The 17,585-nt window shown below is 64.3% G+C and carries 18 protein-coding genes; 2 read left to right on the forward strand and 16 right to left on the reverse strand.

Annotation, left to right across the window (positions count from 1 at the left end):
* Positions 1–6: 6 nt before the first annotated feature.
* The 14 genes from AACO21_RS04235 to AACO21_RS04300 form a co-directional block, all read right to left on the reverse strand.
* Entirely contained in the window at positions 7–675 is a 669-nt protein-coding gene (locus AACO21_RS04235; RefSeq protein WP_346191243.1) for a response regulator, read from the reverse strand.
* Positions 676–686: 11 nt separating this feature from the next.
* Positions 687–1,391 (reverse strand): cytochrome b/b6 domain-containing protein, encoded by a 705-nt coding sequence (locus AACO21_RS04240; protein ID WP_346191245.1) that lies wholly within the window; start codon positions 1,389–1,391, stop codon positions 687–689.
* 12 nt (positions 1,392–1,403) lie between these two features.
* Positions 1,404–1,898: a diheme cytochrome c gene (locus AACO21_RS04245; RefSeq protein ID WP_346191246.1), complete on the reverse strand. Its 495-nt coding sequence runs from the start codon at positions 1,896–1,898 to the stop codon at positions 1,404–1,406.
* Positions 1,899–1,909: 11 nt separating this feature from the next.
* Entirely contained in the window at positions 1,910–2,317 is a 408-nt protein-coding gene (locus AACO21_RS04250; RefSeq protein ID WP_346191247.1) for a DUF1924 domain-containing protein, read from the reverse strand.
* 492 nt (positions 2,318–2,809) lie between these two features.
* On the reverse strand, positions 2,810–3,559 hold the full coding sequence (gene pqqC / locus AACO21_RS04255) for a pyrroloquinoline-quinone synthase PqqC (RefSeq protein ID WP_346191248.1): 750 nt from the start codon (positions 3,557–3,559) through the stop codon (positions 2,810–2,812).
* A gap of 1 nt (position 3,560) precedes the next feature.
* Complete coding sequence (pqqB, locus tag AACO21_RS04260; protein ID WP_346191249.1) at positions 3,561–4,475, reverse strand: pyrroloquinoline quinone biosynthesis protein PqqB; 915 nt, start codon at positions 4,473–4,475, stop codon at positions 3,561–3,563.
* An 8-nt stretch (positions 4,476–4,483) separates the two neighbouring features.
* The gene (gene pqqE, locus AACO21_RS04265) at positions 4,484–5,623 is read right to left on the reverse strand and encodes a pyrroloquinoline quinone biosynthesis protein PqqE (RefSeq protein WP_346191250.1); all 1,140 of its coding nucleotides are present in this window, start codon (positions 5,621–5,623) and stop codon (positions 4,484–4,486) included.
* 167 nt (positions 5,624–5,790) lie between these two features.
* Entirely contained in the window at positions 5,791–6,711 is a 921-nt protein-coding gene (locus AACO21_RS04270) for an alpha/beta fold hydrolase (protein ID WP_346191251.1), read from the reverse strand.
* A 3-nt stretch (positions 6,712–6,714) separates the two neighbouring features.
* Entirely contained in the window at positions 6,715–7,362 is a 648-nt protein-coding gene (locus AACO21_RS04275; RefSeq protein ID WP_346191252.1) for a response regulator, read from the reverse strand.
* Positions 7,359–8,753, reverse strand: a complete 1,395-nt coding sequence (locus tag AACO21_RS04280; RefSeq protein WP_346191253.1) for an ATP-binding protein — start codon at positions 8,751–8,753, stop codon at positions 7,359–7,361. The genes AACO21_RS04275 and AACO21_RS04280 overlap by 4 nt, the downstream gene beginning before the upstream one ends.
* Before the next feature lie 12 nt (positions 8,754–8,765).
* Positions 8,766–11,234, reverse strand: a complete 2,469-nt coding sequence (locus AACO21_RS04285; RefSeq protein ID WP_346191254.1) for a TonB-dependent receptor — start codon at positions 11,232–11,234, stop codon at positions 8,766–8,768.
* Complete coding sequence (locus AACO21_RS04290) at positions 11,231–11,977, reverse strand: TonB family protein (protein ID WP_346191255.1); 747 nt, start codon at positions 11,975–11,977, stop codon at positions 11,231–11,233. Before AACO21_RS04290 ends, AACO21_RS04285 begins: the two co-directional genes overlap by 4 nt.
* Entirely contained in the window at positions 11,977–12,924 is a 948-nt protein-coding gene (locus AACO21_RS04295; protein WP_346191256.1) for a quinoprotein relay system zinc metallohydrolase 1, read from the reverse strand. Before AACO21_RS04295 ends, AACO21_RS04290 begins: the two co-directional genes overlap by 1 nt.
* Positions 12,921–13,688 carry a quinoprotein dehydrogenase-associated SoxYZ-like carrier gene (locus AACO21_RS04300; protein WP_346191257.1) on the reverse strand — a complete coding sequence of 256 codons (768 nt, stop codon included), beginning with the start codon at positions 13,686–13,688 and terminating at the stop codon, positions 12,921–12,923. The genes AACO21_RS04295 and AACO21_RS04300 overlap by 4 nt, the downstream gene beginning before the upstream one ends.
* A gap of 400 nt (positions 13,689–14,088) precedes the next feature.
* Between AACO21_RS04300 and AACO21_RS04305 the strand changes: the two genes are divergently transcribed.
* Together AACO21_RS04305 and AACO21_RS04310 are read left to right on the forward strand one after the other, a co-directional pair.
* The gene (locus AACO21_RS04305; protein WP_346191258.1) at positions 14,089–15,867 is read left to right on the forward strand and encodes a PQQ-dependent methanol/ethanol family dehydrogenase; all 1,779 of its coding nucleotides are present in this window, start codon (positions 14,089–14,091) and stop codon (positions 15,865–15,867) included.
* Between the two features lie 202 nt (positions 15,868–16,069).
* The gene (locus AACO21_RS04310) at positions 16,070–16,369 is read left to right on the forward strand and encodes a hypothetical protein (protein ID WP_346191259.1); all 300 of its coding nucleotides are present in this window, start codon (positions 16,070–16,072) and stop codon (positions 16,367–16,369) included.
* Positions 16,370–16,449: 80 nt separating this feature from the next.
* Here AACO21_RS04310 and AACO21_RS04315 read toward each other — a convergent pair whose 3' ends face one another.
* On the reverse strand, positions 16,450–16,938 hold the full coding sequence (locus AACO21_RS04315; RefSeq protein ID WP_346191260.1) for a c-type cytochrome: 489 nt from the start codon (positions 16,936–16,938) through the stop codon (positions 16,450–16,452).
* 7 nt (positions 16,939–16,945) lie between these two features.
* On the reverse strand, positions 16,946–17,512 hold the full coding sequence (locus AACO21_RS04320) for a pentapeptide repeat-containing protein (protein ID WP_346191261.1): 567 nt from the start codon (positions 17,510–17,512) through the stop codon (positions 16,946–16,948).
* Positions 17,513–17,585: the final 73 nt, after the last annotated feature.

Genomic DNA, 17,585 nt, shown 5'->3' on the forward strand with positions numbered 1-17,585 from the left:
CGGCTCTCACTCCTTTTCAATCAGGTAGCCGATGCCGCGCATGTTGCGGATGAGGTCGCGGCCAAGTTTCCGGCGCAGGTGATGGACATAAACCTCAATGGTATTGCTGCCTGTTTCGTCGTTCCAGCTGTAGAGATGCTGTTCGAGCTGCTGACGGGAAAGCACGCGCCCTGTATTCAGCATCAGGGCATGGAGCAGCGCAAACTCCTTGGCCGTCAAATCGATGGGATGCCCATCCACGCTGACCGTATGGGCCGCCGGGTCAAGCACGATCCCCGAAACTTCAAGCCTTGGCGTCGCTTTTCCCTCGGTACGGCGAATCAACGCACGCAGGCGGGCCTGCAACTCCCCCATGTCGAACGGTTTCAGGAGATAGTCGTCAGCCCCGGTATCGAGTCCCAGAATACGATCCTCGATGGTGTCGCGAGCCGTCAGGATAAGGACAGGCAAGGCACAGCCGCGTTGCCGTATCCCTTTCAGAACCGTCAGGCCATCACGGCGCGGCAGACCAAGATCCAGCACCATCGCCGCGTAATCACAGCCCAGCTGGCCAGTCAGAGCATTTTCGGCAGCCAGCCCGTCGCATACCCAATCCACCGCGAAACCGGCCTGGGTCAGACCGGCCTGAATGGCATCTCCCAACAGATGGTCATCTTCGACGATCAGTAGTCGCATCGATTATTTCTTCAATCGTGATCGTGCCGATTATGCTGCTGCGTTACCGCGACGTCGGAAGACACAGGCAACCAGCCGAATCGGTCAGCACTCCAGAAGCCCAGAACGGCAACCAACAGAATTATGCCTACCAGCGGGCGGGTTTTGCGTATTGCCTGATCGGCTGGCCCGGATTTATTGCCCGAAAACATCGAGCGGACCAGGTTCTCGCGATGCAACAGACTGCTCATGACGACACCGACGATATGCCCCGCTACTACGGCCAGCATCGTTGCCGCGCAGCCTTCGTGGAGTTCTTCCACCCATTCCCCGCCGATCTCCTGATAAGTGGCGAACCCGCTGCATGCCGTCAGCATGGAAAGGCCCAGCAGCAGGAAGATTGCCACGGCCCCGGCCGGGTTGTGGCCGAGATAGTGTTTCGGGCTGCTGCTCAGCAAGGAGCGCAAATATTCGAGTACGCGGGACGGCGAGAAGATAAAGGAAGAAAAACGGGCATACCGCGTACCGGCAATCCCCCAAATCAGGCGGAAGACAATCAGGGCGGCCACGGTATAGCCGAACATCACGTGCCAGTCGCGATAGCGTTCGGACTCGGAAGTGAGATAAGCGGCCGAAAACGAGAAGGCCAGCAGCCAATGGAAGACTCGGGTCGGAATGTCCCAGACCTTGACCGAGCGAAGGGACAGCCCTTGGGAGGCGGGGGTGTCGTGGTTCATGATCTTCCTTCCTTATTTCGAACGGGGAATACGAATCCCGCGCTCACTGTAGTTGCCCTCCCCAGCCTCGCGGTGGCAGGCCGCGCAATTGGCCGGCGTCTTCACGGCAGCCGACTGCCAGACCGATGCCGACAGTCCATCATGACCGTCACGGTGCTCACGCTTGAACCAGGCCGTTTCGGTAATGCGCAGCGTCGGCGCCTTGGCGCCGACCGCCTGGCTTTGCCCGCTACGCCCGGCATTGACCACCAGGAACTGGGTGATTTCCTTGGCCACCGACGCTTCGAGCGTGGCGTTGCTGCCGAAGTGCTTATCCAGCCCGCCCATCAGCGAGCGCCAAGAGTCCGCCGGGAGCAGCTGCGGTGGATAAGGAACATGGCAGCTGCCGCACTCCTCCTTGTAGCTTGCAGTCAGGGAGTAGTTTTTCTGTTCACCGGCCAGAGAAGGACCGAGATGCAGCGCCAGCAGCATCGTCACCGCAGTCAAGCCCAATCTACGTAGTTTCATGATGAATCTCCTTAACGCTTTGCCGAGATCAGGTAGGCGATGACATCGCTCTTTTCCGCAGGCGTGCATTGGCGGCCGACGACGTCGTTGCAATTGCGCTTGAACCATTTTTCAACCTTGTCCTGACGCGTGAACCGCTTGTCGTTGGCTGCTGGCGCCAAGGGGTCGATGATCTTGCCTGTGGTGGCATGCTTGCCCATGGCCAGCGGGTTTTCGGTATGGCAGGTGGAGCAACTCCAATCCTGGTTGCCGGTTCGCCTGAAAAACTGCTGGCCTCGAGGTGCAGAAGCAGCAAAGCCGGGATCGGCACGCCGCGCTTCGGCCTGGTAGGTATTCAGGAAATCCAACGGGGTTTCAGCGTAGGCCGCGCCTGCGGCAAGCGTGACGAGACCGACGAAAAGAGGGAAATGGAACTTCATGAACTTCTCCATCAGGTTTGATTTAGATGGAAGACTAGAAGCCGAAACTTAAACGTGAATTAAGCAGGAATTATGCTGTTCCAATCTTGCCGCAACCGAGATTGGGATGAATTCAATTCGAGGGTGCAGCGTTGCACTCTTGAACTGATAACACAGCTAGCCGGTGACCAAAATAGATGCCCAAGCGGGCAGTTAACTGACGCATTGTCACCGGAATCAGGCTGGCTGCCAGAGGGCAGCTTTGGGCGAGGAGGACGCCTTCACCGGATTAGATAGCGACCGTTGAGTGCATTTCCGGGCAGAACGGCAGGGAATGGGCTCATAGCTGCCTGATTCTGGCCAGACTCCCGAGGCCTGCTTCGACCGAGTAGCACGAATTGGTTCTCCGGCTACTTTTAGAGCGGGACGGCCGCTTGCTGCCTAACGCAAACTACTGCTCTTGGCCGATAGCAGCCCCCCCGTCAGATCAAATGCAATTGGGTTCCGCTCCCCTCACCCACTACGCGGCATCCGGGTGTAGGCGCCCCAGCCTTCGATCTGGATCGGGCAATGGGCCAGCAGCAGGGCGTCGAGCAGGGACCACAGGATGTCGAGCTTGGTTTGCAGGATGGCGAGGGCCTTTTCCTGCATGTCGCGGGTGGTGAAGTGGCCGAGCGTGATGCGCAGGCCATGCACGACATCACGCGGGGCTTCGCTCAGGCGGCGACGGAAGTAGTCGTAGCCTTCGGCCTCGATCCAGGGATAGTGCTGCGGCCAGTTGTCGAGGCGGGATTGGTGGATGGTCGGGGCAAAGAGTTCGGTCAGGGAGGCGGCGGCGGCTTCCTGCCAGGGACGCTGGCGGGCAAAGTTGACGTAGGCATCGACGGCAAAGCGGACGCCGGGGAGCACATGTTCCTGCGAGACGATTTCGGCCCGGCTCAGGCCAACGGCCTCACCCAGCCGGATCCAGGCTTCGATACCGCCCTCCTCGCCGGCAAAGCCATCATGATCGAGGATGCGCTGCACCCAATGGCGGCGGACTTCGCGATCCGGGCAATTGGCCATGATGGCGGCGTCCTTGATCGGGATATTGACCTGGTAGTAATAGCGATTGGCGACCCAGGCCTGAATCTGGGCGCGGGTGGACTTACCTTCGCGCATCATCACCTGGAACGGATGATGGATGTGGTAGCTCGCGCCCATGGCGCGCAGGCGGGCTTCAAATTCGGCATCGCTCCAGGGCGTGGCGCAGGCGGTGTTCATCTCAGTCTCCAAAATGCAGGCGCATGCCGTCGTAAGCCACTTCGATGCCGGCCTCGTCCAGTTGTGCGCGTTCGGGGGAATCCTCATCGAGGATCGGATTGGTGTTGTTGATGTGAATGAGCACCCGGCGCTTGCCCGGCCAGCGCGCCAGGGAGTCGATCATGCCGCCCGGCCCGGATTGGGGCAGATGCCCGATGTCGCGAGCGCTTTTGCCGGAAATGCCAAGCGCGATCATTTCGTCGTCGCGCCAGAAGGTGCCATCGAGCATGAGGCCGTCGGCGGCATCAAAACAGGCCGCCACCTGCGGCTCGATGGCGCCCAGGCCGGGCGCATAGAAGACCCGGTGACCCTGAGCATCCTCGATCAGCATGCCGATGTTGTCGCCGGGGTGAGGGGCATCACGGTGCGGTGAATACGGCGGTGCCTTGCTCGACAAGGCAACCGGCGTCAGGCGCAGCCCCGGCACCTGCGGCACGCAGAAGGGCTCGCCGGGCACGATGCGCCGACGGTCGACACCACAAAAGTGCCCTAAAACCCTGAAGACCGGATTGCCGGTCTGCAGGTCCTCCGCCACCTGGTCGGTGCACCACACGGGGAGCGGTGCCCCCCGCTCGCGCAGCATGAAGAGGCCGGTCACATGATCAATCTGGGCATCCATCAGCAGCACCGCCGCAATGCCGCTGTCGCGCAACTGGCGCGCCGGCTGCAAATCGGGCGCAGCCCGGATCTGGCTCAGGATGTCGGGCGAGGCGTTGAAGAGCAGCCAGTCACCGCCATCAGCACGGACGGCAATCGAGGACTGGGTACGGGCCTGCGCCCGCACCTGGCCGGTACGCACACCGCTGCAATTGCGGCAATTGCAGTTCCACTGCGGGAAACCGCCGCCGGCGGCACTGCCCAAAACAAGGATTTCCATGGCGTCCCCTAGGTATTCAGAAAGGCCGTGCTGACAGCCTGCGCCGTACGCCGGATCAAGGGTTTGTGAAAGCGCAGCGGCTGTGCAGCCGTGGCCCGCGCCGCCTGCACCAGATGGTGGTGGGGCGAGCGGCTGCAGGCCGGGTCGGTGGCATTGGCGTCACCGGTCAATAACAGCGCCTGACAACGGCAGCCACCGAAATCCCGGGTTTTCTCGGAACAGGAGGCACAGGGCTCGGGCAACCAGTCGAGCCCCCGGTATTTGCGGAACAGCGGCGAGTCCTGCCAGATCCAGGCGAGGGTTTTGTCGCGCACTGAGTCGAACTGTAGTCCGGGAATCACCCGCGCTTCCTGGCAGGGCATGGCCACCCCATCCGGCGCCAGGGTCAGGTGGATGCTGCCCCACCCGTTCATGCAGGCCTTGGGGCGCCCTTCGTAGTAATCCGGAATCACGAAATAAATGGTCATCGCCTTGCCCAGCTTGGCCCGCCAGCGATTGACGACGGCCTCGGCTTCCTTCAATTCGGCCAGGGTCGGCATCAGTTCGTCGCGATTGCTCAAGGCCCAGTTGTAATACTGGATGTTGGCAAACTCGATGTACTCGATGCCGAGCGACGCGGCCCAGGCGATCAGGGCGTCGGCCTCAGCGATGTTCTGCCGGAATACCGGCACATTGAGCACCATCGGAAAACCCGCCTCCTTGATCAGGCGGGCCGCCTCCATCTTGAGGCCATGCGCGCGTGCGCCGACCAGGGCATCGGTGAGTTCGGGCCGCATGGCCTGGACGGAGAGTTGCACATGCTTGAGCCCGGCGGTTTTGAGGGCGTGCAGGCGGTCGACCGTCAGGCCGATGCCGGAGGTGATCAGATTGGTGTAAAAGCCGATCTCGTTGGCGTAGGCGACCAGTTCTTCCAGATCGTCGCGCAGCAGCGGTTCTCCGCCGGTAAAGCCAAGCTGGACGGCGCCCAGATCGCGGGCCTGGCGCAAGGTCCGCTTCCATTCCGAGGTACAGAGTTCTCGCGCGGTGTAGTCGTCAAAGTCGAGCGGATTGTTGCACCACGGACATTTCAGGGGGCAACGATAGGTCAGTTCGGCCGCCACCCACAGGGGCGCCCCTTGCGGTACGGTCAATTCGGTCTGAGGCAGCATGGCGCGCTCCTGATGGCATGGTCAGGCGAGTGTGCCGCCCTTACCCGCTGCACGCGCCCGCAGAATCAGGAAGAAGCGCTCATGATTTTCTGGAGCCGGGCTCAGCACACGCTCTCAAGCCTGCTGGCAGCAGCCCCAACCACCGGCCCCAACCACCGGCCCTGACCTCAGCGCATCGCCTCAGCCACCTCGGCAATCCAGGCCAGCCCCGCCAGCGTCGCCTGCCGGATCGCGGGGGTCAGACCGCCGTGCCCGCCTTCGGCCACCGGCATCCAGACCGCCTCCGGCCAGGCCCGATGCAAGGTCTGCGCATGCTGCGGCGGACAGACCGGGTCCTGCCCGCCCTGCACGATCACGCCCGGCAGATGGCGGATCGTCGGCACCCCGGCCAGCAAGCGCCCCGGTGCCAGAAAGCAATCCTGACTGAGGTAATGCATCTGGATACGGACCTTCGCCCATTGGCGGGCATCGGGTACGGCGGCGAGCGGGGCCTCCCCCATCAGATGGGCCTCGTAATCGAGCCAGGCCCGGGCGCCCAGCAAGGCCTGCTCGGTTTCGCCAAACAGGATGCAATGGACAAAATCGACCCAGCTCAGCCCCGCTGCCCCCAAGGCCTGCGCGCCCTCCCAGGCGAGAAAGCCGCGCACGTACTCGGCAATTTCCTCCCGTGAGCCGAGAAAGATCCCGCGCAAGACCAGCCCCAGAACCCGCTCCGGGCAACACTGGGCATAGGCCAGCCCGAGCACACACCCCCAGGAACCGCCAAAGACCACCCAGCGCTCGATGCCCAGCACCTCGCGGATGGTTTCCAGATCGGCGATCAGATGCTGCGTGGTGTTATCGAGCAAATCGCCTTGCGGCAGACTTGCACCGGCCCCGCGCTGATCGACAAAAATCACGCGATAACGCAGCCCTTCAAAGAGCTGGCGCTGCGCCGACGAACAACCACTGCCCGGGCCACCATGGAGAAAGAGCACAGGCAGCCCATCGGCTGCGCCGCGCTCCTCGATGTAGAGCAGATGCCCTTCCCCCACATTGATGCGTCGCGCCCGCCGGATGACCTCCGGAAAAACCTCGGCGTGGAGCACGCTTCACGCCTCGATCAAACCATTGCGCATGGCCAGGAGCGTGAGTTCGGCGGCGTTGCGGACGTTGAGCTTCTGCTTGATGTGATAGAGATGCGTCCCGACCGTGCTCGGACTGAGCTTGAAGTCCCCGGCCACATCCTGCACGGAATGGCCTTCGGCGAGCTTCATGAAGACCGACATTTCCTTGTCGGTCAGGGCTTCGAGCGGGCTGGCCCGGTCGTTGAGCTGGGCCAGGGCCACCTGTTGCGCCAGATCGGGGTCGAGATAGCGACGGTCCGCCCCCACCTGAGCCACGGCGCGCAGCAACTCATCCGGGCTGGCCCGCTTGCACAGGAAACCCCGGGCCCCGAGACGCAAGGCGCGCACGGGGACGATGTCATCATGATGGGCCGAGACGATCAGCACGCGCGCGCCCGGCTGATGCGCCAGCAGGCGCTCCAGCGCCCCCAGGCCACCGAGCCCCGGCATCGAGACATCCATCACCAGCACATCCGGCTGCTCGGCCAGGCAGGCCTGCACCGCCTGTTCGCCGTTTTCACACTCGGCCAGCACGCAGGCACCGGCCCCTTCGAGCAACAGACGAAAACCCAGGCGAACCACGGCGTGATCATCGGCCAGTACCAGACGCAGCCCTTTGAGATCGGTTTTCATACGGTTTCCTTCGCAAAAATCGGAAAAACAGCCTGAATGCTGAAGCCCCCGGCCGGCCGGGAAACAGTCTCCAGCCTCCCGCCCCAGCGACAGACCCGCTCGCGCATCCCGGCCAGGCCGAGGCCGCTGCCCGGAAAACCGACGGCAGACGGTGTGCGCCCCGTCCCGTTGTCGGTCATGGAGAGCACCAGGTGAGCGGCCTGAACGTCCAGACTGATCACCACTTCGCTCGCCCGGCTATGACGCAGGACATTGGTCAGGCCCTCCTGCACCACACGCAAAAGGCATGCCGCCAGGTCTTCGCCTACGGCGGGCAGGTCGCCCGCAAACTGCGTATGCAGGGCGATCTCGGGATGCCGCTCGGACCAGGTCTGGCAGAAGGGCTGCAGCAGGGCCTGTGGCGCACCGAGCAAGGCATCCGGCGTATGCAGGCGATGCAGGATGCGGCGCACCCCTTCCTGCATGTCGCCGGTACTGGCGATGATGGCCTCGGCAGGCACGCGCAGCGCCGGTGCGGTTGCACAGCGCTGGACAATGGCCCCGGCCAGGGCACGCACCCCGGTGATGCCTTGCGCCAGTTCGTCGTGCAACTCCTGCGCGATTTCCTTGCGCTCGGCGGAGAGGCGTTGTTGCAGACATTGCGCGAGCTCTCGTTCGGTTTCCAGGCGAACGTTGTCGTTGACCGCCTGTGTCAGGCGATCGGCCATGCCATTGAAGGCCCGTGAGAGACGCGCCAGTTCGGGGGGCGCAAATGCCGGCAGGCGCGTATCGAAACGCCCGTTGCCCATGGCTTCCAGGCCCTGACCGACGGCTGCCAGCGGTTGCAGGGCACGCATCAGGGCCCAGCGCAGGGCAAACAGTAAAGCGAGGAGGAGCATGCCGCCCCAGCCGGCCACCAGGAGCAGATCATCCCAGGCATCGAGGACCGCCCGTGACGCATCCGGCAGCAAACGCAGTTCAAGATCGCCCACCACCATGCTTCTGGGCGACAGGGGCGGCGTCAGGAGCGCTGAAAACCATGCGGGGGCCTGCCGACCCTGCTTGTAGGACGAAGGCGGCGAGACGTAGAGGCGCGTGTCGCCACGGTGGATTTCCAGGGCATTCGCCCGGATCCGCCCGATCTGGCGTGCCGCCGTGAGCACCCGTACCTCACGGGCATCCGGCGACAGCGTCACCCACTCATCGCGCATGACCAGCAGCCACTGCGCCGCGACCCGCGTGGCGGCCTCAACCTCCTCGCTGATGCTGTGCCGTGTGCCATGCTGCCAGGCAGCGGCGAGGGCAATGCCAAGCACGCTACACAGCCCGGCCAGCAGGAGCCCGACCCGCCAGTGCAGGCTGAGACCCCGACGCCCATCCCGGCATCGCCAGGCGGAAAGCCGGGTCAACATGAGCCGCCCCGATCAGAACGCATAGCGCATCCCCAACCAGAAGGTACGCGGTGCGCCCGGGGCGAGGAAGGTGCTGTGCAGCAGCGTGGTGTTGTCGCCGCTGGCCGAGAACGGACGGGCGATGAAATTGCCATTGGCGGTCAGCGCGGTGGCCCCGAGTTGGGCGGCACTGGCGTAGCGGCGGTCAAAAAGGTTGTTGATCGAGCCGAATACGGTCAACGCCTGGGTGGGGCGGTATTTCGCACCGAGATCGAACACGGCATGCCCGGGCACGCGGCCGCTGCCGAGGTAGCGCACGCCGTCCGGCTGATGCTGACCGTTCTCGTTGCCGCGCGCGAGGCTGTCGGAGAAAGCCTGCATGCCCAGATTCAGGGCCAGTTGGCCGGTGACCTGCCACTCGGCGCGCAACTTGAGTTGATGACGCGGCATCAAGGGCATGCGGTCGCCCGGCCGGATGGCGATGTTGCCATTGGCGTCCTGGCTGCTGTTGGCCGCCCCATTGACGGTTTCGGCACTCTGGAAGGTCGCGTCCAGGAAGGCGTAATCGGCGCTCAGCTGAACCCGGCCAAGACGGGCGCTGCTGCCCAGTTCGGCGCCCTGACGGCGGGTCTTGCCGAAGTTGCGGAAGTAGCCGAAACCGTTGGCCTGCCCGGCGACAAACAGGATGTCGTCGGTGTTCTCGGCACGGAACAGGCCGGCATGCCAGCGGAACTGGCTGTTGCCACCGCGCAGGCCGGTTTCCCAGGTGCGCGTCACCACCTGCTTGAGCGGCGGATCGCCGGCCATGGCGTTGGGCAGCTTGCAGGGGTTGGCCGGATCGGCACAGCCCAGCTCGACGGCGGTCGGCGTACGGCTGCCTTCGTTGTAGCCGGCATAGAGCGTCAGCGTCGGCAAGGCGGCATAGGCCAGACCGACGGCCGGGTTGAAGCGGCTGAAATGGTGATCGCCATCCAGCGAGCCCTTTTGCCCGCCCGGCACCAGTTGATCGCGATTGACCACGGTGGTCGTGTTGTAACGCCCGGAGAGGGTGAGGTGCAGGCGGTCGTACAGGCTCAGGGTATCGGTGGCAAAGACGCTCCAGGTCCGCGTCCGGCCCTGCAGGTCCACCCGGCTGTCGATCGGATCGCCGTTGTCGTCGGTGTAGGTCCCGTCGGCAAAGGCGTTGACCGGCGTGATGCTGCGGTCGGGATTGAGGTAACCAAACTGCGCGCTTTGCTTGAAGTGCATGCGGCTGGCGTCATAGCCCGCCCCCAGCGTCCATTGGTTGCGATGCCCGGCGATCTCGCCCAGGCGGGTCAGCTGGCCCGTCCAGCCATAGTTGCTCTGCACGGTTTCGGTGCGGTTGATCAGGCCGTTACATTTTTCGGCCGGCTCGTCGGCCAGGAGCACATTGGCGATACAGCGCCAGTACGGAAAAGGCGTATTGCCGGCATTGGCACCGGCAGCGGGAAAGCCGCTGTAGCCCGCTGCCGCCAGGGCATTACGCTCGGCCAGGCTGGGCTGGTATACGGACTGATCCAGCGAATCCTCGTTGATGTCGCCGTTATAGGTGCTCGTCCGGATACGGCGGTAATACACATTCCCCGAGAGCAAGGTGTCCGCATTCAGGCTGTGTTTGCCTTCGAGATTAAGGAAAATCGAGCGATTGCGCGTCTCGTCGGGCTTCGAATACACGCCCTGCCAATTACTGGCGAGCTGACGCACATCCTGCAGGCCGTTACCGGTCATCGTATTGCGCGCCACGGCCACGCTGAGCGCGAGATCGGTCGCCCCGCCCTGCCAGCCCAGTTTACCGAAAACCTGGCCGAGATGGCTCGGCGAGCTTTCACGCCAGCCGGCATCATGGGTCGCATTGCCGGTGACGAACCAGTGCAGCCCCTGTTCGTTGCGGCCACCGTGCTCCAGCGAGAGGGACTGCCGGCCGTGGCTGCCCAGCCCCGCTTCCACGGCGCTGCCGGCATGCGTGAGGCCGCTCTTGGTCTGCAAGGACAAGGCACCGCCCAGGGTGTTCAGGCCGAACACCGGGTTGGAACCCGGCATCAGGTCGAGCGAGGCGATGGCCGAACGGGGAATCAGGTCCCAGCTCACCACATCGCCAAAGGGCTGGTTCAGACGCACCCCATCGAGATAAACCGACAAACCCTGCGGCGTCCCCAGCAAGGGCGAGGCCGTGAAGCCGCGAAAATTCACGTCGGCCTGCCAGGCATTGCCCTGCACATCGTTCAGGAAAACCCCATTCAATTGCTGGCCCATGAGATCGGCCAGACTGCCGCCGGGGCGGGCCGCCAGGGCGCTCTCGTCGAGGCGCTGGACCGGTGCCGGCAGCACGTCTCGCGGCAGGCCGATGCCGGGCAGCGGCGTCGTGCCGACCACATCGACCGTCGATAAGATCAAGGCTTGCTCAGCCTGGGCAGAGAGCGCCGAGCAGGCCAGCGCGGTGAGCAGCGCCAGGCGGCGCGGGGATGGGGTTTGTCTCTTCATGTTGTTTTTTTGAGTTTGTAGTGGATGGGAATGACGACCTGGAGATCGCTGCCCTCCCAACGTTCGGGCAGCGGGGGGAAATCACCGTATTGACCGAGCAGCGCGAGGGCATGCTGGTCGAGCACCTCAAAGCCGCTGGAGCGATCCAGCTGCACGGCGAGCAAATTGCCCTTGCGGGCGATGCGCAGGCGCAGCCGGACCTCGCCCTCCCAGCCGCGCAAGGCGGCCAGGCGCGGGTAATCGCGTGGGGCGGAGACCAGGGCATTCAGCTGGCGACGGTAGGCATCGAGCATGGCCTCGCTGCTCGGGGCCGGTGCAGCGGGTTGGGTGGATTGCGTCGCCACGGCGAGGACGGGCGCAGGCGGCGTGACCGCCGGCTCGCCGGGGTGCGGCCCCGATGACCTCGGCTGGCTCGGCACCGGCGACGTCGCTTGGACCGCTGCGACCGGCAGAGGCGGCTGGGAATGCGCAGCCCGCGGGCTGCTGAGCACCCGCCGCGCCACCGGCGCGAGCGGCATGGGCGGAGCCGGATTAACCGTGGTCGCCGAAGGGACAGGCGCGGACGACGCCAGCGCCAGCAAACGCACGCTGATGCGGGATGCCGGGGCGGCATCGGCCAGGGCAGCCGGCGCAGTCTGCGGGCGGGCCGCGCCCAGACCGGGCAGGCCGAGCAAGGCCGCCGCATGTGCGGCCAGCGACAGGCTGAAAATCAGCCCGAAACGCCGGTCGACCGTCGGGAACATCAGGGTTTCTCCGCCAGCACCCGGGCCTCGATGGCCGGGAACAGGTGTTCGACGGCGCGCTCGAACTCGCGCTGTGCGAGCGGCAAGCGGGCCTGCGCGGGCGGCAGCGGCTGGCGCATGACTTCACTCATGTCCAGCCCGGCCCGCGCATCGTCTTCCAGACGGCGGGCCAGCCACTGCAACCAGGCCCGGGTCTGGGCAATCGGGGTCGCATCGCGGCTGACCGGGCCATGCCCCGGCACCAGAAAACGGAAGCCGGCCTCGCGGGTGAGCGCCTCAAGCCGATTCAGCGCGGCCAGCCAGTGGGCAATGTCGGCATGCGGCGTGGTCGGCGCCCGCTCGTGAAAAACGAGGTCACCAGCAAAGACCACCCCGCTCTCGCGATCGACCACAACCAGATCGGCCCCGGTATGGCCGTCGAGCGCCACCAGTTCAAGACGGCGTCCGGCCACGTCGAGCCTGCCGGCGGCGAGGTCGCGATCAGGCGCCCGCAGTTCGGTCCCCTTCAGCCAGTCGCCGCTCAGGCGGTAGAGGTTGTCGGCAAAGGCATTGCCTTCGGCTGCAATGCCCTGACGCGTGACAGGCAAGGCCGCAATCGGCACATCGGCAAAAGCCTGGTTGCCAAGAAAATGATCCGGGTGATGATGGGTATTGATGACCAGCACCGGCGGCAGGGGGGTGATGCGACGCATGGCTGCACGCAACTGCTCGCCATAACGGCGCGAGGGCCCGCTGTCGATCACGATGACGCCCTCGCGGTCGACGATGAAGCCGGTATTGACGATATTGCCGCCGTTCCGCGTATCGAAGTCCTCGGTCTTGCCGATCAGGACATAGACGCCGGGCGCCACCGGCTGCGGCACCAGGCCATAGTCGAAATCCTGTGCCTGAACCGTGCCGAACAACGCACACAGCCCGAACCAGCCGGCCAGCAGCAGGCGGCTCATGGGGCGACCCGCTGCGAGAAGGTATTGCCGTTGTTGTCCCGCCCCAGGATCTCGACCGGCGTTTCGCCCAGGCCACCCAGCGTGAAGACGGGGTTTTCCGCCACGGGCTCGGCGGGCTTCAGGCGCATGAGGGGCTTGCCCGTGACGTCGCGCAGGGTGATCTCGTCGAGGAAAAAGGAGGGAATGCCCGCAACCAGGCCGGTATCCATCGGATGCACGATTTTCAGACGCAAACGTCCGGCATTCGGCCCGGTCGACCACTGGCGGGCAGACACCTCGTTCAAGCGCGACTGCCAGGCCGGCGAGCCGGACCCGAGCGAGGGCGTGGTGCAGCCGCCGCCCGCCGTATTCACCCAGGTACCGCCGACATGCCAGATCCCGTCCGCCGTGCGCACGGCCGCCCGCACCGGCGTCGATTGCTGCAGCTTGACGCGAAAGCCGAGCATGGCCGGCACCGCCTCCGGATAAAAACGCAGGATTTCGACAATCGGATTGAAGTCGGCGAAGACAATCACTTCCTCGACCTTGGCCAGCGCCGAGGCATCGACGCTGACCGGCACCTGCAGCGGGTTCTCCGCCAGCGAGGGGGCGATCACCTTGACGCGCGGATCGAAGAGGACCGGTGCATTGCCCAGAATGTGCCGATGCATGTCGGCCCAGCGGGCAGAATCCAGCGGATCGCCGCGCTCGGCGAGCGACGCTGCTTCAGCGGGCGGCATCAGCGCCATCAGCGCGATGGCCGCAATACTCAGGGGGTACTTCATGGATGTCTCTCTCCGATTTCCCTCGATACGGGGAATGTCGGGGAGACAACTGCAAAGGGTATGCCACGTTTTCGACAAAAGTAGCCAAGCCCCCGCCCAGCAAGGCTTTCCGACGGTCAACCCGCCGGCATAGGGCAAATTGATCCGCCAATTGCTCCACATTTGAACAGCTGTTGCTCAACGCAGCAGCGGACTGTATCGCGCGGCGCTGATCAGCCCCCGGGCAACATCCCCCGCCAGCCCGCAAGCCCCGCAGCAACAAGGGTTTTCGCCGATCTTGCCGGGCGTGGCACGCCGTTTGCAGCCTGCAGCCCACTTTCGTCACGAGTCCCCAGCTCAAACCGGAAGGACGCGCGTGCGGCGTTTCGCCGCCGGTTTCGCAAAAAACAGGAGACATTCCATGCACAAAACCAATCCCCTTCGGCGTTCCGCCCTGGCCATCGCCCTCACCGGCGCCCTGCTCGCCGCGCCGGCGTTGCAGGCCGGCGTCACCGATGCTGACATCCTGAACGACGCCAAGACCAACGGCGACGTGGTCAGCTTCGGTATGGGCACGCAGGGCCAGCGCTTCAGCCCGATGACCCAGATCAACACCAAGACGGTGAAAAACCTCGTCCCCGCCTGGTCGATGTCCTTCGGTGGCGAAAAGCAGCGCGGCCAGGAATCGCAACCGGTCATCCACAACGGCAAGATGTTCGTCACCGCCTCTTACTCCCGACTCTTTGCGGTCGACGCCAAGACGGGCAAGAAATTGTGGAAGTACGAACACCGTCTGCCGGACGGCATCATGCCCTGCTGCGACGTGATCAACCGCGGCGCCGCACTCTACGGCGACCTGGTCATCTTCGGCACGCTGGATGCCCAGTTGGTCGCACTGAACCAGAACACCGGCAAGGTCGTCTGGAAAGAAAAGGTCGGCGACTACGCCGCCGGCTATTCGCTGACCGCCGCACCGATCATCGCCAAGGGCAAATTGATTTCCGGCGTCTCCGGCGGTGAATTCGGCATTGTCGGCCGCGTCGACGCACGCGATCCGCTGACCGGCAAGCTGGTCTGGACCCGTCCGACCGTCGAAGGCCACATGGGCTACACCTTCAAGGACGGCGAAAAGGTCGAAAACGGCATTTCCGGCACCACCAACGCCACCTGGGAAGGTGACCTCTGGCAAACCGGCGGCGCGGCCACCTGGAACGGCGCCACCTACGATCCGGAAACCAACCTGATCTTCGCCGGCACCGGCAACCCGGCCCCGTGGAACAGCCACCTGCGCCCGGGCGACAACCTCTTCTCCTCCTCCACCGTCGCCATCGACGCCGATACGGGCAAGATCGTCTGGCACTACCAGAACACCCCGCACGACGGCTGGGACTTCGACGGCGTCAATGAATTCGTCTCCTTCGATTACAAGGATCCGAAGACCGGCAAGCTGATCAAGGCAGGCGGCAAGGCCGACCGCAACGGCTTCTTCTTCGTGAACGACCGGACCAACGGCAAGCTGCTCAATGCCTTCCCCTTCCTGAAGAAGATCACCTGGGCCACCGGCTACGACATGACCACCGGCCGCCCGATCTACACGCCGGAAGGCCGCCCGGGCAATCCGGCCGATGAGGCCGACGGCAAGAAGGGCAAGGTCGTCTTCTCCGCCCCGTCCTTCCTCGGCGGCAAGAACCAGCAGCAGATGGCCTACAGCCCGCAGACCGGTCTCTTCTACGTCCCGGCCAACGAATGGGCGATGGACATCTGGAACGAGCCGGTAGCCTACAAGAAGGGCGCTGCCTACCTCGGCGCCGGCTTCACGATCAAACCGCTCAACGACGACCACATCGGCGTGCTGCGCGCCGTCGATCCGGCCAGCGGCAAGATCGTCTGGGAAAACAAGAACTACGCCCCGCTCTGGGGTGGCGTCCTGACCACCGCCGGCGGCCTGGTCTTCTATGGCACCCCGGAAGGCTATCTGAAGGGCGTCGATGCCAAGACCGGCAAGGAACTGTGGTCCTTCCAGACCGGCACCGGCATCGTCGCACCGCCGGTGACCTGGGAACAGGATGGCGAGCAGATGATCGCCGTCGTCACCGGCTGGGGCGGCGCCGTGCCACTGTGGGGCGGCGACGTTGCAAAACGCGTGAACTACCTCGAGCAAGGCGGTTCCGTCTGGGTGTTCAAGCTGCACAAAGGCTAACCCGACTCTCCCCTCGGGGCGGCTTCCCTCCGCCCTGCTTCAACGGTCCCCTGCTGCGGCAGCGGGGCCGTTTTTTTTGGCTGCACGCACAGAGGGTATAACCAGGCGCACCAGCCCCGAGGTGTATGCTTACGGACTTTCCGGCCAGCTGCCCCCTCACCGCAGGCCCTTGTCAAATACAACACCCCAGCCCTGCACCCGAATGCCCTACCGCCTCCTCGCTGCCGTGATATGTACCGCTTTTTCCTGGCTGGCACTGGCCGTCAGCTGGCGGACCCAAGCCCCGCTGTGGCTGGCGGCCTGGGCGGTGTATCTGCTCATGCTCGGGTTTTGGATCAAGGACAATCGCGCACCGAAGCCGCTGCTACTGCTTGGCACACTGCTCGGCGGGGTGTCGGTCCTGACCTCGCCGTTTTTACTGGCATTGCTCTGGGCCCTGCCGGCGATTGGGCTGATGCTGCACGTACTCCGCTGCTCGTGGCGGGCACCTGCCGCCGACTGAGCCACCGGACTGACCACTCGCAGTCGACAGGTGAAAAATGGCATTTTCTGTGGTCGACCGTGCCCGGCCCAACAAGCGCTTCAGCGCTTCTGCGCCTGATTCTCGATGAAGAGCTGGATTGCCCAGGCTAGCTCCTGAGGCAGGATGCCCTCCCAGGCCGGCATGTGGGTGACGCCAACGATCACCTTGCCCTGACGCACAGTTTTAGCGAAGTAGGTGTCGTTGTCGCGCAGGCACCAGGCTTTGAGGTCTGCATCTTCGATGCGGCGGCAGCTGCGGTTGAGGTTACGCAGATCGGGCGCGGGTGCGGCGTTGGTGCTGGCGTCGGCGCCGTGGCAACGGGCGCAGGCCTGGTTGTAGGCAGCCTGACCCAGCGGCAAGGCCGTTTCGGCAGCGAACTGCCCGCGGTATGGATTGGCTGCCTGCCATGCCTTACCGAGCGAGGGGAGTGCAGCAGCATCGACCTGCGGGGCTTGCGCGACCTCGGCCCGCAACGCCCCTGTCGCAAAGCCCAGACCCAATAGAAGCGCCGCCGCACGGCGGCCGCAGAAAAATCCACGGAATAACATAGTCTCCTCACCAGTCCTTGGGGTCCGGGCAGCCAGTGCAGCCCTCGAAATCGGCATCTTGGAATACCGTAAAGCGCCGATAGCTGCCGCTCATATCGGCACCACGCAGATTGACGGTAAAGAATTTAGCTTCCTGCAAATTGCTGTTGCTCAGGCGTGCGCCCTTGAACCAGGCGAAGTTGGCCTTGGCCGCTTCGAGGTTGGCCCCCGTCAGGTCAGCATCGCTGAAATCGGTACGGAACAGGCGGGCAAACTCCAGGTCGGCGCCGACCAATCGCGCGCCGCGAAAGGTCGCGGTAGGCGCTGCCGCCTTGGTTAGACGGGCCGCAGTAAGATCGGCACCGTCAAAATTAGCCCCGGCCAGATTGGCGCCAGTGAGGTTGGCGCGGACCAGCAAAGCGCCGGAAAAATCGGCCCCGGCCAGGTTCTTCCCGGCCAGATTGGCGTGGCGCAAGTCAGCGCCCCGGCATTGGGCATGTGGCCACAGGCCGCAACCGTTGATCACTTGCGGCTCTTCAGCAACAACGACGGTCAACGGCAAAAACAGGACAAGAATGGCAAGACACCGCCGCATAGCAAGCTCCTGATGGACGCGGGCGCCAGCCACGTGCGCTGGACCCGGTAAATAAAATGACTGGGCCGGCACC

It is taken from the genome of Dechloromonas sp. ZS-1, from assembly GCF_039649255.1.
Lineage (GTDB): Bacteria > Pseudomonadota > Gammaproteobacteria > Burkholderiales > Rhodocyclaceae > Azonexus.